Below are 23,995 nucleotides of genomic sequence, written 5' to 3' on the forward strand. Positions count from 1 at the left end.
TTCGAAGCCGTTGACCCACCGCATCGCAGGTAGATATGGCCACCGTCGCGCTCGATCCCAGCATCGCCACACTCGAGAGCGCGCTCGCGTCGCCCAGATGGCGCGATGCGCGCCGCCTGGCCGCGCGCGAGGCCGGCGCGTGCATCTTCACGCTCGATCGCAGTGGCCATGTGCTCGAACCGCTCGCGCACATTGGCGATGCCGCGCTCGATGCCTTCCTCGCGCGCTGTCCTTCGTCGGGCCTCGCCGCGCTCGCCGAAGCCGCCACCGTTTCATCGGACGGCCGCTGCGTGACGCTGGCGCTGCAGGACGCCGATGCATCGATCGCGCAGGCGTTCGCGCTGCGTGTCGATGCGCATGGCCGTCGGGTTTTTCTCGTCGCGTTGCGCTGGCGGAAGGCGGCGAATGAAGCGGCGGATGAAGCGACGAATGAAGCGACCCCCGCGCCCTGGATCACGCTGCTCGGCGCGACGCTCGACGTGCTGCTGCAAAGCGCGTTCGACCTGGCCGCCTACGACACGCTCGTCGAGGAACAGCGCGCGATCATCGATCATATCGGCGATGGGCTGATGGTCATCGGACAGGGCCAAGTGTTGCGCCACGTCAATTCGGTCGCGGGACGCATTCTGGGCATCGATCCGCGGACGAGCATCGGCAAGACGCTGAACGAAGTGATCGATTTCGAGCCGATCGTCGGGCCGATCTATCGGACAGGTGTGGGTTACGTCGATCGCGAGCTCATCATCGATTCGCCCGCGCGCCACTTGCACCTGCTCGATACCGCTATCCCGATCAAGAATCGTTGCGGCGAAGTCGTGTCGGTGGTGAACACGTTTCGCGAGATGCGGCGCGTGCGCAAGATGGCGGGGCGCTACGCGGGCAATCACGCACGCTTTACCTTCGACAACGTGATCGGCTCCAACGCGGGCCTCAAGCGCGCGGTCGATGCAGCGAAGAAGGCGGCGCGCGGCGCGTCGAACGTGTTGTTGTCCGGCGAAAGCGGCGTCGGCAAGGAAGTGTTCGCGCAGGCGATCCACAATGCGAGCGCGCGCGCCGCGCTGCCGTTCATCGCGATCAATTGCGCGGCGCTGCCCCATGCGCTGATCGAAAGCGAGCTCTTCGGCCACGCGCCCGGCAGCTTTACCGGGGCGGCGCGGGAAGGCCGTCCGGGCAAGTTCGAATCGGCGGACGGCGGCACGGTGTTCCTCGACGAAATCTCGGAGTTGCCCATCGACGTGCAGGCGAAACTCTTGCGCGTGCTGCAGGAGCGCGAAGTCACGCGCATCGGCGACACGCGCGGCATTCCCGTCGACGTGCGCATCATCTGCGCGAGCAATCGCGATCTCGCTTCGATGGTGCTCGCGAAGACGTTTCGCGAGGATCTGTACTATCGCTGCAATGTCATCGAGATCATGATCGCGCCGCTGCGGGAGCGTCGCGAGGACATCCGCGCGATGGCCGCGTTCTTCCTCGATCGATATTGCGCGCGCATGCACAAGCCGAGGCCCGAAATCGCGGAGCGGGCACTGCGGCAACTCGAAGCGCATGACTGGCCGGGCAATGTGCGCGAAATCGAGAATCTCGTCGAGAAGATCGTCAACTTCAACGAAGGCGAGCCTGTCGCGGATGTATCGGCGTTTTTGGGCGGCGCATCGGTTCCGCCGGCGCGCGATGGGTCGGCCGAGCATCATGGCGAGCCGGTGTCGCTGAAGGAGGCGGAGCGCCTCGCCATCGAAAGTGCGTTGAAGGCGTGCCACCTCAATGTGACGCATTGCGCCAAGCTCCTGCAGGTGTCGAAGCCCGCGCTCTACGCAAAGATGAAGCGGCACGGCATTCGCGTCGAACGGTCGATTCGTCAACTGGGTTGAGCGGGCGGGCTTTTCACGGCAATCAAATGGTGCGCTGCGATTGCCCCTCTGCCAGATCGGCGGCGAAGTCGCGATAGGCGTGCAGGGGACGGCCCAAAATGCCGACAAGGCGCTCGGCATCGCCGAGTTCGGGCACCATCCCGTCGCTGACGTAACGCTCGGCCATCAGGCGCATCTCGTACGCCATCCACTTTGGCATGAAGCTCGCCAGATTCTGCTCGAAGCCAGTCGGGTCGTCGCCACCATAGCCAACGGGACGACCGAGCACGTCGGTCCAGATGGCGGCGAGTTGGGGGCCGGTCAGCGTGTCAGGCCCGACAAGGTTGATGACCTCCAGTGGAAGGTGAGCGGCCGCCTCGTCCCGACGGATCAGTTCGAGGGCCGCGACCTCCGCAATGTCGCGGGTGTTCACCATTGCGACGCCCTTCGTTCCGATAGGCATCGGGTAGACGCCGTGCTCGATGACCACGTCCTTGATCATCAGTTCGTTATCCATGAAGTACGCGGGCCGCAGGATAGTGGCGCTGAAGCCCATCGCCTCGATCATATGCTCCGCACCGGACTTGACGGCGAAATGCGGCACATTGACGAAGCGCTCTGCGTGCATCACCGACAGATACACGACGCGTTCGACGCCGGACTCGCGGGCGATATTCAGCGCGATCAGCGCCTGCGTGAATTCATCGCCCGAGACCGCGTTGAGCAAGAACAATGTGCGCACGCCGGCGAACGCGCGGCGAAGTGAGTCGATGTCGAGCATTTCGCCCTGCACGACACTCACGGCGCTGGGAAAGTCGGCCTTCGACGGATCCCGCACGAGTACGCGCACGTCGGCATTGCGACGCACGAGCTGGTCGACGACCTGGCGGCCGACACGGCCGGTGGCGCCGGTAACGAGAATAGTCATGGTGTTGCTCCTTGAGCGTGGTTGGGATGGCTCAAAGGTACGTGATCCAAATCTGGTCCGGAAGATGCTATAAAGAGACGACGTGTCTCACCAATGGAACGCTGGAATAGCGCGAATGGATCTTCTTGCACTTGCTGATTTCAACCTCGTCGCTCGTTACGGAAGCTTCGGCGAGGCCGCTCGCGCCGCGGGTCGTCCGAAGGCGACGCTTTCGCGAAGGGTGAGCGAACTCGAAAGCGACCTTCAAATCCGGCTTCTCGAACGGGGACCGCGAGGCGTAAAGCTCACGCAGGAAGGACTGGCGCTCCATGAGCGCACCGGTGCGCTTCTCGCCGAGCTCAGCGCCAGTGCCGCAGCGATAGCATCGAGCAGCGAGCAGCCTCGCGGCCGCTTGCGAATCAGCGCACCCGCGCTTTTCTCGCAAATCGCCATGGGAAAACTGGTCGCCTCGTTCGCGCTGAAGTGGCCGGAGGTTCGATTGGAAGTCACGACGGAAGATCGCCCGGTCGACATGATCGAAGAAGGTTATGACCTGGTTATACGGGTCAACCCGGCTCCCGACGAGAATCTGGTTGGACGGATCATCCTGCACGACCGGCTCGTCGTCGTGGCGAAGCCCGGACTGGAGCCGCCCGAGGGAAAAGCGCGCGTGCCGGCAGTCATCCGTGGAGCGGCCGATCAAACGTCGTTCTGGGATGTCACCGGCGCCGAGGGGAGAAAGCGCATATTCGTCGAGCCATTCGCCACACTGTCATCGCTCGTCATGGTGCGCGACACGGTCCGGCTTGGCGTTGGGATCGCGTGCCTGCCGCTGTCGCTCGTCAGCCGCGATATCGCCGCCGGTCGACTTTCACAGTGGGGCGAGCTGGACGGGTCCGACATCGCGCTGTGGGCGCTTTACCCTTCAAGGCGCTTTCTGAGCGCGCGCGTGTCCGCTTTCCTGAATCACCTCAAAGCATCGTTTCCCTCCGGCGCTCCGGAGGAATTGGCGGCGTTGATCGACGGGTAGGAGCGTCAGCCGATGCGCTGATACGAGGGTCTCGCCGTTGCGTTCGTCTTCGAGCCGGCCGCAACAAGCTGCGCTGCGGTGAATCGCGCTCGGACGCTTCGCCCTCAAGCCTTTGCCCACGCTGCCGATAACAAACGCATGGTGGCGTCAGCGACGCAAGTGGATGATTATCGGTGCCGGACGACGGCGCGGCAGGATAGGAGTATGTCGGGGTTGCCCAACACATCGCGGGAGATTACGGAAGGCGCAACGATCGGCGTGGCTATCGTGGGCCGCGATGCGCGCGGCGGTCTGATCGTCAGGACCTGCAACGACGCGTTCATGCGCATGACGGACGCCTCGCGAGCGGACACGCCCGCGCTTCCCCTCGCGGTCGATGCCATGATGCCGGCCGAGGCGCATCCGATCCTCATCGAAAAGTTGAAGGCGTGCTTCGACGGCCAGACGCACACGCATCGATTCATCGACGGCGCGCGTTCGTGGCGTCTCACGCTCGAACCGCTCAGGGGGCCGGGCGCGCTTGAAGCCGTGCACGAAGTCATGATTTCGTGCATCGACGATGCGCCGAAGAAGCCGCTCACGCGCGAAGTCGAATTCGACGCGTCGCGCTTTCGCGCGGTCGTGGACTCGGCGTACGACGCGATCGTGAGCATCGACGAGCGGCACGAGATCACGCTGTTCAATCGGGCCGCCGAGAATCTGTTCGGCTATACATCGGCAGAAGCGCTCGGGAGGCGCATCGAGATGTTGCTGCCAGAGCGCGCGCGTGCGCATCACGCGGACAACGTGCGGCAGTTCGCGAATTCGCCGATGACGAACCTGCGCGCGATGACCGCGCCGCGCATGGACGAAAGCAACAGCGTTTTCGGGCGGCATCGCGACGGCACCATCATTCCGGTGGAAATCGCCATCTCCAAGATCGACGTGGGCGGCGTGGTCGAGTTCACCGCGGTCATTCGCGACATCACCGAGCGCGCGCGGCTCATGGAACTGCTGAAGCAACAGGCCGTCACCGATGCGCTCACCGGTCTGCCGAACCGACGCGAGTTCATCGACTTCGTCGAAAAGCTGCTCGCGACCGACGAGATCCTGTCCGTCTTCATTCTCGACATCGATTTCTTCAAGGCGATCAACGATAACTACGGCCACGATATCGGCGATGAAGTGCTGCGCGTGCTCGCGAATGTCGGAAAGTCGATCCCGCTCGAATCCATGCTGTTCGCGCGCTGGGGCGGCGAGGAGTTCGTCGCGGCGCTGCCGGGCGCGGACGCGAGTGCCGCGCCGCGGATCGCGGACGCCTTGCGCCAGCGTCTGGAGCGGCAGGATGTCGAGCATGTCTGGCGCGTCAAGGCGATTCCTTTCACCGTGAGCATCGGCGTGGTGACACGCGAGCCCGGCGAGCGCGACGTGGATGCGCTCATGCGGCGCGCGGACCGGGCGTTGTATCACGCGAAGGCGGCGGGGCGTAACCGTGTCGAGGTCAGATGAACGCGGGCAGAAGCCCGGCCTGCACGAAGCGCGGGACCGCGCTCAATCCGTGAACAGCGCCTTGCGGATGATCGCGTGCACGCCCCAGTTGCCATCGACGACTTGCGTGACGCCGAAGTCCACCGCCACCGACATCAGCGAGATGGCTTCGTCTTCGGTGAGTCCCTTGGTGGACATCAGAAACCGCCGCGTCTTGATGAAGGCATCGCGCATGGCCTGATCCAGCGTGGACTTCTGATAGACCTCGCTTTGCGCGCTGGTGCCGAACTCGGCCAGATAGTCGGGATGGCTGAAGCCGTGCAGCACCCATTCATCGGCGGTTTCGACGAGCGGATACGTGAGGTCCGCGAACGACTGCGAGGCAAGCGTGTGCTTCTTGTGCAGGATCAGTTCGAAGTCGCCGGTGAGCGAGCATTCGATGGCCGTGCCGCACAACTCGGAATCGCCCTGCGACGCGTGCGGGTCGCCGATCGACAAGAGCGCCCCGGCCACGCCGACCGGCAGAAACACGCTCGCACCGGGACCGACGCGCCAGTTGTCGAGATTGCCGCCGAAGGCCGAAGGCGGAATCGAATCGATCAGACCGTTCTGCTGCGGCGCCACGCCGATCACGCCGAAGTGCGGTCGCACGGGAATGGTCACGTTCTTCAGCACGTCGTGATTCTCGACGACGCTCGCGTGATCCACCGGCACGCCCGGATAATCGATGATCGGATGCAGCACGCCGAAAGGATCGCGCTGCGGCGTCCAGCGGTAGTTGTAGACGGCGCGCGCATAGGCGCTGTCGTCGCGCGCTTCGTCCGTGTGAATCTCGTAGATGGTCACGACTTCGCGCGGCTTCGGTTCGGTGAGCAGTTCGCGATAGTGAAAGCCCCACCACGCCGCGACGTTGCTGCCGAACGCGCGGCCGTGGAACTTCGGGTTCCGGCAGCGGCGCGGATGAATATCGACGATGCGCACTTCCAGGACATCGCCCGGTTCCGCACCTGTCACCGCAATCGGCCCGGTGCAGATATGCACGCCGAAGCCTTCGCCCGCGCCGCGTCCATAGATGGAGGCGTTCATCGGGCCCGCGCCGCGACGGTCCACGTTCTTGCGTTCGGCTGTCCAGTGGAACACGCTCTCCGCGCCGGGATCGCCCGCGATCATGCGGTCCCAGTCATCCGACGCATGCTGCGTGAGCGTTTCGACCGTCACCGTATCGCCGCTCGCGACTTCGAGCACGGGCTTGAGATCGTGGCTGAAATAGCCCCAGTGCACCGTGTTCGCCGTTGCCCGCAGCAAATGATGCCGCGGCCTGCCGCCCGTCCGCGCAGGCCGCGCTTGCACGGCATCGCTTTCGTCGCGCACGGCGACGAGCGTGTCGCCCGTCTCTTCACTGCGCGCCTGCGCGATCAGACTCGCGGCGTTCACCGGCAGCCCGCGCGATAGCGAATGCACGAGATGGCGCGCGAGTTCCAGGTTCGCTTCGTGCCGGAACGTGCGCGGCGATGCGCCATAACGCTCGCGGAACACGCGGCTGAAGTGGGCCGGATCGTTGAAGCCCCAGCGAAAGCAGATGTCGGATATGGAGACTTTCTCCGAGAGCGGATCGGCCAGTTCCGCGCGGCAGCGTTCGAGGCGGCGCGAGCGCACATACGTCGAGAAACTCTGTCCGGCGAGTTCGAACAGCTTCTGCACGTAACGCGGCGACACGCGTTCGTCTTTGGCGAGCGAGGCCACGCTCAGGGTCGAATCGGCGAGATGCGTTTCGATGAAGCGGCACAGTCGCGCGAACAACGCCGACTGCGGCGGCGTCAGCCCGTTGAACGAACCTTTGCGTTCCTGTCCGGCGAGACAGGCCACGAGCATTTCGGCGAGCGCGAGTTCGGTGGGACGCAACTCCTCCGCGCTCAGCGTTTCGAGGCTTTCCACGACCGAACGCAGAAAGCCCGAGAAGATGTGGCCGATGCCCGTCGTGCCCGGCAACAAGGCCACGCGCAGCGAGAGCGGCGAAATGAGACGCGCGTTGATGGCGCTCCTGGGCGCCCGCACGATGAACGCGCGAAAGCGTCCCGCGAAAACCAGCGACGCGCTCTGGCCCGGCGCGGCATAGACGATGTCATGCGGGCTCACGCGCTCGCGCAGACCATCGGCGACGAGCGTGGCGTCGCCATCGATCAGCAGCGCGAGCATGAGACTGTCCGCGTGATCCGCGCTCATCTGCAGCGTCTGCGCGGCCGAGGCGATGGTCGTGAACTCGATCCCGCCCGCCGATACGCGCGATGTCAGCGTGCCGTGCAAACCGCGTTCGCCGCCTTCGATCTTGCCGCGCCATCCGAGACGTGCGAGCGCCGCGTTCCATTCATGCCGGCGCTCGAACTCGGGATACGACTCGGTGGTGAAGCGCGACAGGTTCAACGAAAAACTCCACGATAGGCGAAGCAGCAAGCGCTTTTCAAAAGCAACCTTCGCGCCATCGCGATGCTTACGGCGACGGGTGCATCGCGTATCGAAGACAGTGCATACATGCGCCATCGCGGCGCACGTCTGCACTTGCGCGCATCACGCGACGCGCGGCCTCATGCGTTCTTGGACGAGCGTGCACGCCAATACCAGCAGTTGTGCGCAGCCAGTCAAGTTCGCGGGATTTCGGTCGCCTACGCTCTGGGCATCGCAAGTCAATCGTCATCAGCCGTCAGGAGCGTATCGATGCAAAGGAATCTCATGGGCCGTTTATCTCGCGCAGGACTTGGCGCGCTGTGCGCGGTGTTGTTCGCCTTCGCGGGGCAGGCGCACGCCGCCGCGCCCGCCGAATGCAGCGCGTTGCAGGCGAAGTACCCGCAGTTCAAGGGCAAGACACTCACCAATGCGATCAATCCGCATACGCCGGGCTATGAAGCGCTCGACCCGAACGATCCGAGCAAGTACATCGGCTTCGATATCGATCTGGGCGAGTTGATCGCGCAATGCCTCGGCTTCACGATGGCCTACAAGCCCGTGACCTTCGCCGCGCTGCTCACGACCTTGCAGGGCGGTCAGGCCGATATCGTCATCTCCGATATCTACGCGACCGAGGAGCGCGCCAAGGCCGCCGACTTCATCACGTACTCGAAGGTGTTCGACGGCGTACTCGTCGCCAAGGGCAATCCGAAGAAGATCACCGGCATCAACACGTCGATGTGCGGCACGACAGCCGCCGAAAACACGGGCTATGTGGAAGTGCCGCTGATTCAGGCACTGGCGCCGCAATGCAAGGCGGCCGGCAAGCCCGAAGCCACCGTGCAGCTCTACGACAACAACGCCAACTGCATCCAGGCCATTCTCGCGGGCCGCGCGGATACGTACATCAACGACGTGAACACGGTCGACCAGGCGGTGAAGGCGTATCCGGACAAGCTGGAGAAAGCGACCGCCGTGACCTTGCCGTACTTCGTGGGCATCGGCGTGCCGAAGGACAAGCCCGATTTCCGCGATGCCGTGATGGCCGCGCTCGTCGCCATTCAGAAGAGCGGCGCGCAGTCCGAACTGCTGAAGAAGTGGGGCCTCGGCGTCGAGAATCTCGCGACGCCGCAACTCGTCGTTGCCAAGTAAGCGCAGAAGCATCGGCATATGGACCTGTTCCTTCACTATCTCGGCCTGCCTTATCTGCTCGACGGCATCCGCTTCACGATCACCGTCACCTTGCTCGGACTCGCGGGCGGGCTCGTGCTGGGACTCGTCCTTGCCGCCATGCAACTGAGCCGAATCGGACCGCTCGCGGCCATCGCGCGCGGCTATACGGTGATTTTTCGCGGCACGCCGCTGATTCTGCAACTCGTGTTCGCCTACGACGCCCTGCCGCATATCGGCATCAAGCTGAGCGCCATCGGCGCGGCGGGCCTCGCGCTCGCCGCGAACGAAGCGCCGTTCATCGCGGAGATATTCCGCTCGGGCGTGCTCGGCGTGGATCGCGGACAGACGCTCGCGGGGCAGGCGCTCGGCATGACGCCTTCCGTGCTGATGCGCCGGATCATCGCGCCGCAGGCCCTTCGCTCGATGATTCCCGCGCTCGGCAACGAAACCGTCAGCGCGTTGAAGAACTCTTCGCTGGCTTCGGTCATCTCGGTGGGCGAGCTGACCTTGCGCAGCACGCAGCTTGCTTCGTCGACGTTCGACTTCTTTTCGATCTTCTTTGCGTCGGGTCTCTTGTATTTGTGTCTGACGGGCGCGATCGCCGCCATTCAGCTGATGATCGAACGCGCGCTCGATCTGGACCGCGCCAGCTCGCGCGGCGGCTTCTGGGGACGACGCCGGAGCACGCCCGTATCGACGAAGCCCGCAGGCCCGACCGATCTGCCGCCGGTCTTCGTCCCGGCTCGCGTGACACCCGGCGACCGCGCACGCCGCTACGACGCGCTGTCTCGCAACGGCACCGCCGTGCAGATCAATGGCGTACACAAGCGCTACGGCGAGCAGCCGGTGCTCAATGGCTTCGATCTCGACATCCGCTCGGGCGAAGTCGTCGCGTTGCTCGGACCGAGCGGCTCGGGCAAGAGCACGCTGCTTCGCTGCATCAATCATCTGGAACAGTGGGAACAAGGCGAGATACGCGTGGGCGGACGGCGCCTGGGCTTTCGCGATGACGGGCGGCGCATGAATCCGCGCGAGCTTGCGAAGGAGCGCGCGAGTCTCGGCGTCGCCATGGTGTTCCAGCAGTTCAATCTTTTCGGCCATCTGACGGCGCGCGAGAACATTGCATTGCCGCTCGTCTGGGTGCACGGCGCGACGCTCGCCGATGCCAACCGACGCGCGGATGCCCTGCTCGAACGCGTGGGCCTCGCGCATCGCGCCGATGCGTTGCCGCGTCATCTGTCGGGCGGCCAGCAACAACGCGTGGCGATTGCGCGTGCGCTCGCGCCGAATCCGCGCGTGCTGCTGCTCGACGAGCCGACTTCCGCGCTCGATCCGGAACTCGTGGGCGAAGTGCTCGAAGTGATCCGCCGCCTCGCGCTCGACGATGGCCTGACGATGATCATTTCGACGCATCAGTTGCGCTTCGCCGATGAAGTGGCCGACCGCGTCGTGTTCCTGAGCGGCGGCAGCGTCGTGGAGGACGGACCCGCGCATCAGGTCTTGACGCGGCCGCATCATCCGTTGACGGCGCGCTTTCTCAACGTGATGGGCGCGGGGAGCACGCTCGAAACCGTGCACTGAATCGCATCGATAACACAGCCACTCGCCGAGGACGAATCAATGAAGCATTACACGCTGCCCGTTTCATCATCCACCGTGCATTGGGGATACTTCAGCAAACGGGTAGAACCGCGCCTCACGCTCAAGTCGGGCGACCGCGCCACCATCGAAACGCTGACGCATCACGCGAACGACGACCACGAGCGCATGATCGCGGGCGATCCGGGCGCGCAGAGCGTGTTCGAATGGACGCGCGAGCACAAGGCCGTTTCGCGGCGCGGCGCGGGTCCGACCGAAGGACCGTTCCGCCTCGGCGCTGGCGAAGGCGTGGGCGTGCATCTGCTCACCGGTCCGGTGGCGATCGAAGGCGCCGAACCCGGCGACGTGCTCGAAGTTCGCATCCTCGACGTCAGGCCGCGGCCGAGTTGCAGCGCGTGTCATGCGGGCAAGTGCTTCGGCTCGAACGTGGCCGCGTCGTGGGGCTTTCAGTATCACGATCTGATCGAGGAGCCGAAGCCGCGCGAAGTGGTGACCATCTTCGAACTCGATACTTCCGGCGAGCCGTATGCGCGCGCGGTCTACAACTATGTGTGGACGCCGCAGACCGACCCGGATGGCATCGTGCACGCGACGATCGATTATCCCGGCGTGCAGGTGGATCACCGGCTCGTGACGAAGCGCGAAAACATCTTGCCGGATATCCGCGTGCCGGCGCGACTGCATTTCGGCACCATGGGCGTCGCGCCCGCCGAAGCGGACTATGTCAGTTCGATTCCGCCGAGCTACACGGGCGGCAACATCGACGACTGGCGCATCGGCCGGGGCGCGACCATGTATTACCCGGTCGCGGTCGAAGGCGCGCTTTTCTCGGTGGGCGACCCGCATGCCGCGCAGGGCGACAGCGAACTGGGCGGCACCGCTATCGAAACATCGTTGACGGGGGACTTCGAATTCATCCTGCACAAGAAAGCGGATCTCGAAGGCACGCTCCTCGAAGGGCTCACGCATCCGCTGCTCGAAACGGATCAGCAATGGTCGGTGTACGGCTTCACGTTCCCCAACTATCTGGCCGAACTCGGGACGAACGCGCAAGTGGAAGTGGCGCAGCATGCGAGCCTCGACAAAGCCATGCGCGATGCCTTTCGCAAGCTGCGCCGCTTTCTGATGACGGTGCACGGCTTGAGCGAAGACGAAGCCATTGCGCTGATGTCGGTGGCGGCGGACTTCGGCGTGACGCAGGTGGTCGACGCGAATTGGGGCGTACACGGTTCGATCCGCAAGGAAGTGTTCAAGAACTACAAGAAGCGTTGATCGACGCGAATCAAGACATCGATCCATAGCCTGTCAATCAGCGCGCACGCGCGCGTCGCTTGCATGACTGAAGCGAGCCGCCTGTCCATCCATCCATAACGTTCACGAAACCCTCGCCAAGGGAATGCCGGGTCGCGTCCGTTCGTATCGGCGGGCGAGAAGAGGGCATCGCCTGCACTTCGGCGATGCGCGTCGCGCACCAATGTGTTTCGTCGCCTTACGTGCGTTTTTGTCCGTCCGTGTCGCTTCGGAACAGAACGGACATGCGCTCAGGCACGCCGCGCCAAGTATCGCCCGATGGCGGCCAAGCGCGGGAAATCGGAACGGAAGCCGCTAAAGGGTAGGCGTTCCTAATCGACGCACGCGAAGGATAACCCTCATGCGACCCGCCAAAGTGCCTGCCACTGTCATTACCGGTTTCCTTGGAGCCGGCAAGACCACGCTCGTGAATCACCTGCTCGAATCCACGCGGCCGATGCAGATCGGCATCGTCGTGAACGAATTCGGCGAAGTCGGTATCGACGGGCAGTTGATCGTCGCCGATGAACGCGCCGTGATCGAGATCAACAACGGCTGCGTCTGCTGCACGGTCCGCACCGATCTCGTCGCCAGCGTGCGCGACATGTTGATGCGCTTCGGCGATCGCCTCGCGCGTCTCATCATCGAAACGTCGGGCCTCGCCGATCCCGCGCCGGTGCTGCAGACCTTTCTCGCCGATCCCGACGTGCGCGAGCGCGTGGAACTGGAATCGGTCGTCGCCGTGGTCGATGCAATGCACGCGCAATCCCAGCTACATGACGACATCGCGCGGGAGCAAGTGGTGTTCGCGGACCGCATCGTCATCAACAAGACCGATCTCGTTTCGACCGATGCCGTCGATGCGCTCGTCGCCGGGATTAGCCGGCTCAATCCCACTGCACGCATCGAGTACGCGCAGCATTCGAGGATCGACGCCCATGCGCTTTTCGGCACGCGGAGCTTTTCGGTCGACAACCTGCTCGCCATCGAGCCGAATCTGCTCGACGAAGACGGCCACGATCACGAACACGACGACAGCATTGCATCGTGCGCGATCGTGGTGCCCGGCGGCATCGATGCGACGCGTTTCAACCGCTGGATCAATCAGCTCGTGCAAACGCAAGGCACACAACTTCTGCGCATGAAAGGCGTGCTCAACATGCACGACGAACCGCGACGCCTGCATTTCCATAGCGTGCATATGTTGCTCGACACCACGTTCGGCCGTGCGTGGATGCGCGACGAAACACGAGAGAGCCGTTTCGTGATGATCGGCCGCAACATCGACGCCGCGCGAATGCGCGACGGCCTTCTGAGTTGCATGAACTGAAGCCTTCATTCATTTCTTCTTCAAGGAGCTACGCATGAAAAAGCCAGAGGCATACACGGTGAGCATCGGCGTATTGGCGGTCGTCGATACATGGCTCACCGGCACGATCTTTCCGGTTCCGGTTTGGGTGACGTTCATCGCGTGGGCGTCGTTCTTCGTGCTCGGCGGCGGGCGCGCGGGCTTCGTCAAGAGCGTGGCGTCGAATCTCACGGGACTCGTCATCGCTTCGCTTACCTTGCTCTGCATTGCGACGACGAGCGGCGGCGCGATCGCGGTGGCCGTGCTGGTTGGCATCGGCAGCGCGGCGATGGTTCAGGCGTCGAAGATCAAATTGCTCGATGTGTTGCCCGCGATCGTCTGGGGCTTCGCCTCGACGGTCGGCACGATGGTCGCAACGGGCAAGGCGATCACCACGGCGGGCATCGGCAATCCTGCGCTGGTCGCGGCCGCCGCGCTCGTTACCGGCGCAGTGTTCGGCTTCGTCTCGGAAGTGGTCGGCGAAGCCCTGCAATTCAGACGCGAGCATCGGCTCGGATAAGACCGTTTCCATTCAAGCGGAGCACAACATGAAGCTGCAACATCATCTCGGCGGCATCGAAAATCTGGGGCCGGTCAGCACTGAAAAGCGCGTATTCGTCGAGCCGTGGGAGAAGCGCATCTTCGGCATTCATACGGTGATGATGGCGGAGAGCGCGCATCTGTCGGACACGCCGCATCGCTATCCGGTCGATACGCTGCCCACCGCCTTCAAGAGCAACTGGACCTGGGCCTCGCTGCGCACCGGCGCCGAAGACATGCAGCCGTTCGAGTACTTCAAGTATCGCTACTACGAGAAATGGCTCGGCGGCATTGCGCAGTTTTTCGTCGATCAGGGGTATGTGTCGGCGGAGGAACTCGCTGAGAAAACCGCCCACTACAGCGCGCACCCGGACGCGCCTTTACCCGATCGCCCCAATGCCGAACTCGCGGCGCAGATCGACGCCTATTTGCAGCACGGCGACTCGGGCTATCACGCGCTCGACGGCGCGGCGCGCTTTCGAGCGGGCGATGCCGTGCGTATCGCCGATCCCGAAGCGGTGGACCACACGCGCTTGCCGGGGTATTTGCGCAACAAGACCGGCGTGGTGGATCTCGTCTATCCCGGCGCGTTCTCCTATTTCGTCTCGACGGGCGTGGACGGTATCGGCGCGCCGATGCCTGTGTATCGCGTTGCCTTCGACGCCGCGTCGATCTGGGGCGCCGGCAAAAGCGAGCCGAACACGACCATTTACGCCGACCTGTACGAAGCCTACGTGCAGGCCGCCGATTGAACTCGAACATAAGCCAACCCCGAGCGAACCCATGAGCCAACTCTTCGAATTTTCCGGCGACCGCGAAGCATCGAGCGCCGCCAAAGTGCGTGCGCTGGAAGCCTTGCTGATCGAAAAAGGCGTGATTGCCACCGACTCCGTCGATGTCGTGCTCAAGCACTTCGAGACGATGGCCGGCCCGTTCAACGGCGCGAAGATCGTCGCGCGCGCATGGGTCGATCCGGACTACGCGAGACGTCTCGTCGAAGACACGCCGAAGGCGATCGCCGAACTCTCGCTTCCGCTCGGCATGGCGGGCGCGGAAGGCGAGCATATGGCGGCGGTCGCAAACGACGCGAACGTGCATAACCTCATCATCTGCACGCTGTGTTCGTGTTATCCGTGGCCGGTGCTCGGCCTGCCGCCGTATTGGTACAAGGACCCTGTATTTCGCGCGCGCGGCGTGCGCGAACCGCGCGCCGTCCTGCAGGAATTCGGCGTACAGGTGCCCGCCGCGAAGGAGGTGAAGGTGTGGGACAGCAGCGCGCAGATTCGCTGGTTCGTGGTGCCCGAGCGCCCCGCGAACACGGAGCATCTGAGTGAGGAAGAACTCGCCGCGCTCGTTACGCCCGAGTCGATGATGGGCGTCGCACTCGTCGAAGCGCCCGCAGCCTGAGGAGCGTGCCATGTTCACGCGTTTCGAAGAATACGCTGCCGCGTCGATGCTCGGCGCACCAGATTCTCCGCCGCGTCTCGACGGCAAGCTGCTGTTCACCAATCGCTGGGAGCGCGATGTGTTCGGCCTCGCGCTCTCGCTATCGAAGGCGGGATGTTTCGAGTGGGAGGACTTTCGCCAGAGCCTGATCGCGTCCATCGCGAAGTGGGAAGCAATCGAATGCGCGAATCAGCCGCGCTGGGACTACTACGAGCGTTTTCTCGAAGCGCTGCTGAACGTGGTCGAGACGAGCGGCGTGCTGTCGCGCCGGGAGATCGAAGCGATCGTCGCGGCGCGCAGCCGCTAACATTTTTCCGACTCTTTTGGAGGTACTTCATGAATCAAGCTGTCCTGCATTCCACTGACACGTTCGAACCGATTCCACTGCGCGAACTGCTGCCGTGGACGATCTTCGGCGGATTGCTGATGCTGCTGGCGCTGTATTTCGTCGGCGCGGAGCAGGGTGCTACCGCCGTCTTTCAGGGCACCGCCATTCACGAGTTCGTGCATGACGGACGCCATCTGTTGGGCTTCCCCTGCCACTGACGAGGAGACGACGATGGTCGGCAAACTGTTGATGCGCGGCATGCTCGCGGGCCTCATCGCGGGACTGCTGGCGTTCTGCTTCGCGCGGGTGGCGGGCGAGCCGCAAGTCGAACGCGCGATCGCTTTCGAGGCCCATGAAGCGCACGAGCACGCTCACGCCGGCGATGCGCCCGAGCCTGAAATCGTCAGTCGTGAAACGCAAGCGGGCGTGGGCTTGCTGACGGGCGTACTCGCGTACGGCGCTGCATTCGGTGGGCTCTTCGCGTTGTGCTTCGCCTATGCGTGGGGACGCGCGGGAAGCATGGGCGCGCGGCCGCTTGCAGCATGGCTTGCGCTCGCGGCTTTCGCCGCCCTAGTGGTGCTGCCGGCGCTGAAATATCCGGCGAATCCGCCTTCGGTGGGCGCGGCGGAAACCATCGGCGTGCGCACCGCGCTTTATTTTTTATGCATGGGGATTTCCGTCGCCATTACACTGCTGTCGATAGCTTTGCGCCAAGCCCTGTCGCGCAAATGGGGCGATGCCAACGCGACGCTCGCCGGTCTGCTGGCTTTCGCGATCATGGCCGCCGCGATGCTCGCGCTGTTGCCGGCTATCGACGAAGTGCCCGCCGAGTTTCCCGCCACGTTGCTGTGGCAATTCCGGGTGGCGTCGATCGGCATGCAGGCGATCATCTGGACGGTCATCGGCGCTGCGTTCGGCGTGGCGGCGGAGCGCATGGCGTTGCCCGGCGCTGCGCGCGTGCGTCGAGGCATGCCCATGAGCAAGTCTGTTCTCAGAGGATCCGGATATCCGCGATGAAACGCATCAAGGTCGGAATGCTCGTCTTTCCTGGATTTCAGCTGCTCGACATCGCCGGGCCGAAGGATGCGTTCGCCGAAGTCAAGGTGCTGAGTTCAGGCGAGTGCGAGTACGAAATGATGATGGTCGGCACGACGCGGGGCACGGTGCAATCGTCGAGCGGCCTGACTACCGTGCCGGATCGTACGATCTTCGATCCGTGCCCGGAGTTCGACACCATCATCGTGCCGGGCGGGCTCGGCATCTTCGACGCCTTCGACGATCCGGCGCTGAGCAACTGGCTGCGCGCGCAGCATCGGCAGTGCCGCCGCGTGTCCGCTATCTGCAACGGGTTGTTCGCCCTCGGCTCGGCGGGGCTGCTCGACAACAAACTGGTGACGACTCACTGGATGGACGTGCCCCGGCTCGCCAGCACTTTTCCGAAGGCGCGCATCGAGCCGGATCATATCTTCGTTCGCGACGGCAGCATCTACACGACGGCCGGTGTCACGGCGGGCATCGACCTCTCGCTCGCGATGATCGAAGACGACTTCGGCCGGCAAATGGCGCTCGATGTCGCCAAGTATCTGATCGTCTATCTGCGGCGCTCGGGCGGGCAGTCGCAGTTCAGCCCGCTGCTGGAAACGCAGGCTTCGCCGGGTTCGCAGACTATCGAAGTCCAGCAATTCATGCTGGATAACCTGCATGTGGATCATACGGTCGCGTCGCTCGCGGAACGCGTGCATATGAGCGCGCGCAATCTCTCGCGCATCTTCGCCAAGGATTGCGGCATCACGCCGATGACTTACCTCGCCAATGCGCGCATCGATGCCGCGCGGCGCTACCTGGAAGCCACGGACTTGCCGCTGAGAGTCATCGCACACCGATGCGGCTTCGAGGACACCGACAAATTCCGCCGCACCTTCCTGCGCCGTCTGCAGATCAGTCCGGTCGATTACCGCAACCGGTTCAGATCGATGAACAAGCAAGAGTCGCTCAGTGCGGTCTGAAGAGACTCGCCACGCGGGGATGATGCGCTGAGCGTGACTTTTCCGGCACTAAACGCGTGCATGGCCATGCACTTCTTCGGGGCTAAAGCGGCGCACTAAGACTTTAATTAAAGGTTAATTTTGGCGAGCCGTAAGAGGCGTAATAGATAGGTGCGCGAACACGATCGCCGGCGGCCATTCGCTGCCCTGTGAACGCCCGCCTGCATGACTCTTCTTGCACGTTTCCAAACGTCTCGCCCATGAAACGGAATCCTTTCTTCAAGCTGCTCGCGCGCTTGCGCGTGGGGCACAAGTTGCTGCTCATCTACCTGCTCGATCTCAGCGCGGTGATCTACATCAGCGGGATTCTGATTCACGAAAAGTATCTGGCGATCGATTTTTCGAACAAGGAGATTGTCGGCAACGCGTATGTTCACGAGGTCGAACATGGCATCACGTCCATCGCGATGGCGGGCGCGGGCAGACCGCCGACGGCGGCGCAGCTCGATGCCGAGATCGACAGGCTCGTTCGTGCCGAGCAGCAATACGGCGCGCAAATGGGAAGCGCGGAGCCGAGCAACGCGCTGCGGACCGCTCTGCAGACGATGGCGCACGAACGCGAAGTCGGGATCGCGTCGACGGACCAGGCGCTGACGGCCTCCCGCGATCTGATAACGCGCATCGGTAATCAGTCGAACCTGATTCTCGACCCGGATCTCGACAGCTACTACGCGATGTCGCTCTCGATCTTGCGCTATCCCGCGCTGCTGACCGCGGTGAACAGCATCGGCCGCCATCTGCACGACGGCGCTCACGCGCGCTCGCGAGAGGAAGTGCGTTCGCGTTATCTGGTCCTCGAAGGGCAACTCGACGGGGTCATGCAAGGTTTGCGGTCGGACTACGCCGAGGCGGGGGCTGCCAATCGTCAATTCGAGCGCACACTCAGCCCGTCGTTCGATCGAATGCGCATTGCCGTCGAGGCATTCAGGCATGCGGCGCGCGTGGTGGTGGACGACAACGTGGCGCCGGATGCAGCTGTGCTGATGATCGTCGACAGCGCGCAGCAAGCGCTCGTTCAAAGCGTAGACGGCCTCTGGCGCGATACCGGCGAGCAGCTAGACGGCCTGCTGCACGCACGCGTGCAAGCCCTGTTTTCGCGCATGTGGCTGCATTTGGGCACGGCGCTTTTCCTGCTCTGCGCCATCCTGACACTGGTTTATTGCGTCGCGCAGCAGATTTCGTCGCCGCTACGCAAACTCGCGCGCGTGATGGATGTGGTGCGCCGCACCGGCGATCACACGAAGCGCGCCGACTGGGACAGTCAGGACGAGATCGGCCAACTCGTGCGCGGCTTCAACGAAATGCTTGCGCAACTGGATCGCGAACGCGTCGTGCAGAAGGAATTGGCGGCGACCGCCCGCGCGTCGGCCGCGCAATCAGCGCTCGTGGAAGCCACGCCCGTGCCGATGGTCGTCACCGCCATTCCCGGCCACGAGGTATTGCACGCCAATGCGCCTGGACTCTTCTGGCTCAATGGGAGCAGCACCGACCCGTGGGCTCAGGGTCTCGACTCCGCGACCCGCGCGCGCTTCTTTCAGCAACTTTCCGACCGCGAAGCCATCGACGAATTCGAAGTTCACTGGAAAGCGACCTCGCAGCCGAGCTGGGCGATGCTGTCGGCGCGCCGTCTCGACTTCCAGGGACGCGACGCCATTCTCACCGCCTTCACGCCGATCAATCAGATCAAGCTCATGGAGCAGCGGCTGGAACTGTGGGGCAAGGTGTTCGAGGCATCGTCCGAGGCGATCGTCATCCTGAACGCCGAGGCGCGTCTGCTCACTGCGAATCCTTCGTTCTTTCGCGCAACCGGTTATCGGATGGACGACGTGGCGGGCAAGCCGCCGGCCTTCATCGACACGCAGGCGCAGGAAGACGAAAACGGTCCGCTGGGTAACCTCTTGCAACGCGTCGGGCGCAGCAGCACCTGGCACGGCGAAGCGCAAATAAGCCGCCGCGAGGGCGGTGATTATCCGGCGTGGCTCATGATCAGCGCGGTACACGACAAGCGCGGCACCGTATCGCATTACATCTGCACGCTGATCGACATCACGGACCGCAAGAAGAGCGAAGCGCGCATTCAGTTTCTCGCGCAGCATGACGTGCTCACCGAACTGCCCAACCGTGCACTCTTTGCCGCGAAACTCGGCGTTGCCATCGCAGCAGCGCAGCGAACGCGGCAGCGCGTCGCGGTGCTGTTCATCGATCTGGACCGCTTCAAGAACATCAACGATTCGCTCGGACATCACATCGGTGATGGCCTGTTGCGGTCCGTGTCGCGACGCCTGCTCAATGCGGTCGGCACCCACGACACCGTGAGCCGCCTGGGCGGAGACGAGTTCACGGTGCTGCTCAACGGAGTCGGTCACGCGAGCGAAGTGGCGCGCAGCATCGAACAGCGGCTGCTCCCGCTGCTTCGCGAAGCGCATGAAGTGAGCGGGCTGACACTGCAGGTTGCGAGCAGCATCGGCGTCGCACTATACCCGGATGATGGCGAAGACATCGATACGTTGATGCAGAACGCCGACGCCGCGATGTATCAGGCCAAGTCTGCCGGACGAAATCAGGTCAAGTTTTTCTCGGCCGACATGGCCGAACAGGCGAGGCATCGGCTCACGCTGGAAACGTGTTTGCGCACGGCCATCGAGTTCGGCGAGTTGCGGCTCGAGTGGCAGCCGTGCCTCGAAGCGCGGTCCGGTGCGCTCGCGAGCGTCGAAGGACTGCTGCGCTGGAAAAGCGCGGTACTGGGTGAAATCGGTCCGGCTGTGTTTATCCCGGTGGCGGAGGACACGCGCCTCATCGTTTCCATTGGCGCGTGGGTGATCGAGGAAGCGTGCCGGCAGCTTGCCGCCTGGCGCGACGAAGAGGGCCTCGAAATACGCGCGTCCGTCAACATTTCGGCGCTCCAGCTACGCGAGCCGGAGCTCGTTGCGGCGCTTGGCACGAGTCTGCTCGCGCATGGCGTGCCGCCGCATTGCCTGGAACTCGAAATCACCGAGACGGTTCTCATGGATGGCGCCGAACACTACGCGCAAGCCATTCACGCCATTCGCGGGCTAGGCGTCAAGCTCTCGCTCGACGACTTCGGCACCGGCTACTCGAGTCTCAGCTATCTGAACCGGTTTCCGCTCGACCGTCTGAAGATCGACCGCGCGTTCGTGCGAGACATGCTCGACGCATCTGCCGATCTTGCCATCGTCAAGGCGATCGTCGATCTCGGGCATGAGCTTGGTTTGCGCGTGGTGGCCGAAGGGGTGGAAACCGGCCATCAAGCGCAAGTGTTGCGCAAGATCGGCTGCGATGAGTTGCAAGGTTTCCTGTTCGCACCGGCGATCCCAGCCGAGGAATTGGTGCTGTGGAACAGGGCGCGGCAGGACGAGGCGCTCGATGCTTCGCCGGCTTGAGGTGAAGCATCGAGGCCGGCGCCCGTACAGCCGTCGAACTCTGCTGGAATGACGAGCGGGATTGAGCAAACGGCCGATTTGGCCGATCCCGCTCGAGGCAGCGCGCCCCCTTTACTTGCCTAATTTCTCAGCCTCGCTCGGCTCCTCTCTGGGGTTGTAGCGCGGCGTGGGCTGTGGCAGCAGAAAGAAGGCGATGGACAGCAATGCAATGGCCACGCCGATGCGGCACGCCGCGATCGCGACGGGAACTGCAGCGATCTGAACCAGCGTCGCAGCGCCGTAGCGGCGCGTCATCTGCTGGAGGAAATCCGGCGCGAGCCGTTCGTCCATCAGCCGGCGGCCTGGCATTGCATAGAACCACTTCGCCATCCAGGTGCAGGCGGTCAGGGCAAGACCGGCAACGAGGGTTACTGATGCGACGGGCTCGAAGCCCGTGCCGAGGTGAAAGCACCACACGCGGATCGGATAAGGAATGACGACGATCGCCAGCAGGAACAGGAGGTTGATTACGCCGAACCAGTGATCGCTCTTTGCATAAATGCGACCCGAATAATGGTGTTGCAGCCAGTAGGCTCCGATCACGACATAGCAGAGAACGAGCGCGAGATATTCGCGCCACTGCTCCGCCATGGCGCTTGCCAGGTCGCTGTAGTCATGCGTGCCCTCGGGGGATCCGGGAACCTTGATCTCGACGATCAGCAGGGTCAGCGCGATCGCGAACACCGCGTCGCTGAATCCCTCGAAGCGGTCGAGTCCGCGCTCGGCACCATGCGTTTCCGTGTCGGCAGATTTACGCCTGTTACGTAGCATCATCTGAGTCCTTTCGCGCTCGGCAAGATCAGAGTCACCGGCCGAAAAACGGCAACGCTTTTCCTTTGCGTGCCGCCTTCATTGGCAGCCGACGAAGCACGGCCCGGACGACTTGCGCGTTCGCAAGGCTGACTCGAGCGCCGAACCCGTCTGACGCGGCCCCGCTACGACGGCGTCGCGGCGGAAGACTCGAAGCATTCGGTGTGCCGCCCACGCGTTCGCAAGCGGGGGTTGGGCATCACGATACCGGCCGACCAGACGAAGTTTGGCTTGAAAGGGGTCAAGTCGACCTTTGAACACGTCCGACGGGGGAACGCTCGCGTGCCGCGGCAGCGTGTCCGCAGCGCGTCCCGCGGTCGGCCAGACGAAAACCGGATGTCCGCCGCGATCCTCGACTCAAGTGCTTGCGGTTAGTGCCGTTAGCAGGGAGGACGCCGCGAATTGCCGCGACCACAACCATGCACACGGAATCTGCAATGAAAGTTTCTACTCGGCTGACACTGTTAGCCGTCACAGCGCTTATCGCTTTGCTCGCAGTCGGAGGATACAGCGTCTATAGCGAGCGACGCGCAATGCTCGATGCGAAACAGGCGGAGATAGTCAACCTGTTGAAAATGGCCGAGCACCTCGCTGAGTATTATCACAATCAGGAAGTTGCCGGTGCGATGACTACGGAGCAAGCGCAGTCCGCAACGAAGACCGCTTTGAACAGGATGAATCATTCCGATCAGAGTTACTTCTGGGCCCGCCTCCCGGATGGGACCTCGCTCGTTCATCGGAAACAGGAAAACATCGGCAAAATCCTGCTGGGCAAGGCGCCGGACGGACGGCCAGACACAGAGTTCTATCGCGAGATGCTCGCCAAGGAGCACATCCCCGTGGTGATGGTGGTCACCGCCCACCCATCGACCGGCGTCATGACAGGCAAGATGAACGGCATTGTCGAGTTCAAGCCTTGGGGCTGGTGGATCGGCACCGGATTCTTCACCGACGATATCAGCGCCACCATCCTGCATACGACGCTTCAGACTGCCGGCTTGATAGGCGTAGCGCTCTTGGTCATTGCTGCGTTGGCGTGGAAAATCATACGCAGCGTCACGGGAGCCCTCGGCGGAGAACCAGAGTTTGCCGCGCGCGTTGTTCGGGAGATTGCAGGCGGAGACCTCGGTTCGCCAACGCCCTTGAAGGACGGTGATGACCGCAGCCTTCTCGCGGCAGTCGAAAGCATGCGCCGTGGTCTGCAAGACATGGTTATCACGATCCGAACAAGTTCGGAATCCGTATCATCGGGCGCTGTTCAGATTGCGGCTGGCAATACCGACCTCTCGAGTCGCACAGAGCAGCAAGCGGCATCGCTGCAAGAAACCGCCGCGAGCATGGAGGAACTGACGGCGACGGTTAAGCAAAACTCGGAGAACGCCCAGCAAGCGAGCGGACTGGCGGACAATGCGAATGCGGTCGCCAACGAAGGAAGCGCCATCATCGGTCAGGTGATTCAGACGATGGATGGCATCGAGCAGAGCTCCGAAAAGATCGCCGAAATCATCGGGATTATCGAAGGCATCGCATTCCAGACCAACATCCTGGCGCTCAACGCTGCAGTCGAAGCAGCACGCGCCGGCGAGCAGGGCCGCGGCTTTGCCGTCGTTGCGAGCGAAGTGCGCAACCTTGCGCAGCGGTCATCGACGGCCGCCAGGGAGATCAAGGATCTCATCGAAACGTCAGGCGGAAGAGTCCAAGAAGGGACCGTACTCGTCGCACAGGCAGGCGAGACGATGAAGCGCGTGGGCACGGCGATCCAGCGAGTCACCGACATCATGGGCGAGATCGCGTCCGCATCCAACGAGCAAAGCCGTGGCATCGAGCAAGTGAATCAAGCTATCTCGCAGATGGACGAGGTGACGCAGCAGAACGCCGCGCTCGTTGAAGAGGCAGCGGCCGCGGCAGGTTCGATGGAGGACCAGGCGAAGCAACTGACCGCCGCCGTAGGCGTGTTTCGCACCGGTCAGACGCTCGCCGTCAAGCCAATCAGTCATCGCGCTCCTCAGACGCCGCGACCCGCACTCGCCGAAAAGAGCGGGACGACGCCGCGCGTGCCGAAGCCTTCGGGCGGGCAGAAGCCGGTTGCAGTCGCGGCGGCGGCTGACGGCGACTGGTCGACGTTCTGAGCGTGGCGGGCGGCCGATGCCTTGGCCTGAGTCGGCGGCGAAGGCTTGCGTCGAATTCGACGCGTTGTCTCGATCGGACGTCCTTGGGCTCGCTCAACACCGTCGTCTCGAAAGGCGGCCGTTGTAGTGAATCAATAGTGCGAAGCATCTTGCA

At 63.3% G+C, this 23,995-nt stretch carries 19 protein-coding genes; 16 read left to right on the plus strand and 3 right to left on the minus strand.

What is annotated here, in order from left to right:
* Positions 1-35: 35 nt before the first annotated feature.
* Positions 36-1,868: a sigma-54 interaction domain-containing protein gene (locus tag NCS00_RS32720; protein WP_250442228.1), complete on the plus strand. Its 1,833-nt coding sequence runs from the start codon at positions 36-38 to the stop codon at positions 1,866-1,868.
* A gap of 22 nt (positions 1,869-1,890) precedes the next feature.
* On the opposite strand, the gene NCS00_RS32725 is transcribed toward NCS00_RS32720, so the two are convergent.
* A complete protein-coding gene (locus tag NCS00_RS32725) occupies positions 1,891-2,775 on the minus strand; it encodes an SDR family oxidoreductase (RefSeq protein ID WP_250437892.1) in 885 nt (294 codons plus the stop codon).
* A gap of 115 nt (positions 2,776-2,890) precedes the next feature.
* Here NCS00_RS32725 and NCS00_RS32730 point away from each other — a divergent pair, with 115 nt between their 5' ends.
* The gene (locus NCS00_RS32730) at positions 2,891-3,784 is read left to right on the plus strand and encodes a LysR family transcriptional regulator (protein WP_250442229.1); all 894 of its coding nucleotides are present in this window, start codon (positions 2,891-2,893) and stop codon (positions 3,782-3,784) included.
* Positions 3,785-3,988: 204 nt separating this feature from the next.
* Entirely contained in the window at positions 3,989-5,272 is a 1,284-nt protein-coding gene (locus NCS00_RS32735; RefSeq protein ID WP_250442230.1) for a sensor domain-containing diguanylate cyclase, read from the plus strand.
* A gap of 42 nt (positions 5,273-5,314) precedes the next feature.
* Here the strand turns inward: NCS00_RS32735 and NCS00_RS32740 are convergent, their stop codons facing one another.
* On the minus strand, positions 5,315-7,672 hold the full coding sequence (locus NCS00_RS32740) for an acetamidase/formamidase family protein (RefSeq protein ID WP_250442231.1): 2,358 nt from the start codon (positions 7,670-7,672) through the stop codon (positions 5,315-5,317).
* A gap of 291 nt (positions 7,673-7,963) precedes the next feature.
* Here NCS00_RS32740 and NCS00_RS32745 point away from each other — a divergent pair, with 291 nt between their 5' ends.
* The 12 genes from NCS00_RS32745 to NCS00_RS32800 all read left to right on the plus strand — a co-directional run bounded on the left by NCS00_RS32745 (position 7,964) and on the right by NCS00_RS32800 (position 20,863).
* Complete coding sequence (locus NCS00_RS32745) at positions 7,964-8,845, plus strand: ABC transporter substrate-binding protein (RefSeq protein ID WP_250442232.1); 882 nt, start codon at positions 7,964-7,966, stop codon at positions 8,843-8,845.
* Positions 8,846-8,863: 18 nt separating this feature from the next.
* The gene (locus NCS00_RS32750; protein ID WP_175982136.1) at positions 8,864-10,447 is read left to right on the plus strand and encodes an amino acid ABC transporter permease/ATP-binding protein; all 1,584 of its coding nucleotides are present in this window, start codon (positions 8,864-8,866) and stop codon (positions 10,445-10,447) included.
* 39 nt (positions 10,448-10,486) lie between these two features.
* Entirely contained in the window at positions 10,487-11,737 is a 1,251-nt protein-coding gene (locus NCS00_RS32755; RefSeq protein WP_250442233.1) for an acetamidase/formamidase family protein, read from the plus strand.
* Between the two features lie 379 nt (positions 11,738-12,116).
* Entirely contained in the window at positions 12,117-13,085 is a 969-nt protein-coding gene (locus tag NCS00_RS32760) for a CobW family GTP-binding protein (RefSeq protein WP_250442234.1), read from the plus strand.
* 34 nt (positions 13,086-13,119) lie between these two features.
* A complete protein-coding gene (locus tag NCS00_RS32765; protein ID WP_008345611.1) occupies positions 13,120-13,623 on the plus strand; it encodes a DUF1097 domain-containing protein in 504 nt (167 codons plus the stop codon).
* A 28-nt stretch (positions 13,624-13,651) separates the two neighbouring features.
* Positions 13,652-14,395, plus strand: a complete 744-nt coding sequence (gene nthB / locus NCS00_RS32770) for a nitrile hydratase subunit beta (RefSeq protein WP_175982133.1) — start codon at positions 13,652-13,654, stop codon at positions 14,393-14,395.
* A 31-nt stretch (positions 14,396-14,426) separates the two neighbouring features.
* Complete coding sequence (nthA, locus tag NCS00_RS32775) at positions 14,427-15,050, plus strand: nitrile hydratase subunit alpha (protein WP_250442235.1); 624 nt, start codon at positions 14,427-14,429, stop codon at positions 15,048-15,050.
* Positions 15,051-15,060: 10 nt separating this feature from the next.
* Positions 15,061-15,396 carry a nitrile hydratase accessory protein gene (locus tag NCS00_RS32780; protein WP_061119069.1) on the plus strand — a complete coding sequence of 112 codons (336 nt, stop codon included), beginning with the start codon at positions 15,061-15,063 and terminating at the stop codon, positions 15,394-15,396.
* 29 nt (positions 15,397-15,425) lie between these two features.
* Positions 15,426-15,635, plus strand: coding sequence for a CbtB domain-containing protein (locus NCS00_RS32785; RefSeq protein WP_008345603.1), 210 nt, complete (start codon positions 15,426-15,428; stop codon positions 15,633-15,635).
* Between the two features lie 13 nt (positions 15,636-15,648).
* Complete coding sequence (locus tag NCS00_RS32790; RefSeq protein ID WP_250437898.1) at positions 15,649-16,434, plus strand: CbtA family protein; 786 nt, start codon at positions 15,649-15,651, stop codon at positions 16,432-16,434.
* Positions 16,431-17,423, plus strand: coding sequence for a GlxA family transcriptional regulator (locus NCS00_RS32795; protein ID WP_008345598.1), 993 nt, complete (start codon positions 16,431-16,433; stop codon positions 17,421-17,423). Before NCS00_RS32790 ends, NCS00_RS32795 begins: the two co-directional genes overlap by 4 nt.
* Positions 17,424-17,662: 239 nt before the next feature.
* Positions 17,663-20,863 (plus strand): bifunctional diguanylate cyclase/phosphodiesterase, encoded by a 3,201-nt coding sequence (locus NCS00_RS32800; protein WP_250442236.1) that lies wholly within the window; start codon positions 17,663-17,665, stop codon positions 20,861-20,863.
* 111 nt (positions 20,864-20,974) lie between these two features.
* Here NCS00_RS32800 and NCS00_RS32805 read toward each other — a convergent pair whose 3' ends face one another.
* Positions 20,975-21,676 carry a TMEM175 family protein gene (locus tag NCS00_RS32805; RefSeq protein ID WP_008345595.1) on the minus strand — a complete coding sequence of 234 codons (702 nt, stop codon included), beginning with the start codon at positions 21,674-21,676 and terminating at the stop codon, positions 20,975-20,977.
* A 473-nt stretch (positions 21,677-22,149) separates the two neighbouring features.
* Here NCS00_RS32805 and NCS00_RS32810 point away from each other — a divergent pair, with 473 nt between their 5' ends.
* Positions 22,150-23,841, plus strand: a complete 1,692-nt coding sequence (locus NCS00_RS32810; RefSeq protein WP_250442237.1) for a methyl-accepting chemotaxis protein — start codon at positions 22,150-22,152, stop codon at positions 23,839-23,841.
* The last annotated feature ends 154 nt before the right edge of the window (positions 23,842-23,995 follow it).

The organism is Caballeronia sp. AZ1_KS37 (genome assembly GCF_023631165.1).
GTDB lineage: Bacteria > Pseudomonadota > Gammaproteobacteria > Burkholderiales > Burkholderiaceae > Caballeronia > Caballeronia zhejiangensis.

Coding starts and splice junctions, on each gene's coding strand:
- NCS00_RS32720 (WP_250442228.1), top strand. CDS start 36: ATGGCCACCGTCGCGCTCGATCCCAGCATCGCCACACTCGAGAGCGCG.
- NCS00_RS32745 (WP_250442232.1), top strand. CDS start 7,964: ATGCAAAGGAATCTCATGGGCCGTTTATCTCGCGCAGGACTTGGCGCG.
- NCS00_RS32755 (WP_250442233.1), top strand. CDS start 10,487: ATGAAGCATTACACGCTGCCCGTTTCATCATCCACCGTGCATTGGGGA.
- NCS00_RS32795 (WP_008345598.1), top strand. CDS start 16,431: ATGAAACGCATCAAGGTCGGAATGCTCGTCTTTCCTGGATTTCAGCTG.
- nthA (WP_250442235.1), top strand. CDS start 14,427: ATGAGCCAACTCTTCGAATTTTCCGGCGACCGCGAAGCATCGAGCGCC.
- NCS00_RS32730 (WP_250442229.1), top strand. CDS start 2,891: ATGGATCTTCTTGCACTTGCTGATTTCAACCTCGTCGCTCGTTACGGA.
- NCS00_RS32810 (WP_250442237.1), top strand. CDS start 22,150: ATGAAAGTTTCTACTCGGCTGACACTGTTAGCCGTCACAGCGCTTATC.
- NCS00_RS32760 (WP_250442234.1), top strand. CDS start 12,117: ATGCGACCCGCCAAAGTGCCTGCCACTGTCATTACCGGTTTCCTTGGA.
- NCS00_RS32765 (WP_008345611.1), top strand. CDS start 13,120: ATGAAAAAGCCAGAGGCATACACGGTGAGCATCGGCGTATTGGCGGTC.
- nthB (WP_175982133.1), top strand. CDS start 13,652: ATGAAGCTGCAACATCATCTCGGCGGCATCGAAAATCTGGGGCCGGTC.
- NCS00_RS32750 (WP_175982136.1), top strand. CDS start 8,864: ATGGACCTGTTCCTTCACTATCTCGGCCTGCCTTATCTGCTCGACGGC.
- NCS00_RS32805 (WP_008345595.1), bottom strand. CDS start 21,676: ATGATGCTACGTAACAGGCGTAAATCTGCCGACACGGAAACGCATGGT.
- NCS00_RS32735 (WP_250442230.1), top strand. CDS start 3,989: ATGTCGGGGTTGCCCAACACATCGCGGGAGATTACGGAAGGCGCAACG.
- NCS00_RS32785 (WP_008345603.1), top strand. CDS start 15,426: ATGAATCAAGCTGTCCTGCATTCCACTGACACGTTCGAACCGATTCCA.
- NCS00_RS32780 (WP_061119069.1), top strand. CDS start 15,061: ATGTTCACGCGTTTCGAAGAATACGCTGCCGCGTCGATGCTCGGCGCA.
- NCS00_RS32800 (WP_250442236.1), top strand. CDS start 17,663: ATGAAACGGAATCCTTTCTTCAAGCTGCTCGCGCGCTTGCGCGTGGGG.
- NCS00_RS32790 (WP_250437898.1), top strand. CDS start 15,649: ATGGTCGGCAAACTGTTGATGCGCGGCATGCTCGCGGGCCTCATCGCG.
- NCS00_RS32725 (WP_250437892.1), bottom strand. CDS start 2,775: ATGACTATTCTCGTTACCGGCGCCACCGGCCGTGTCGGCCGCCAGGTC.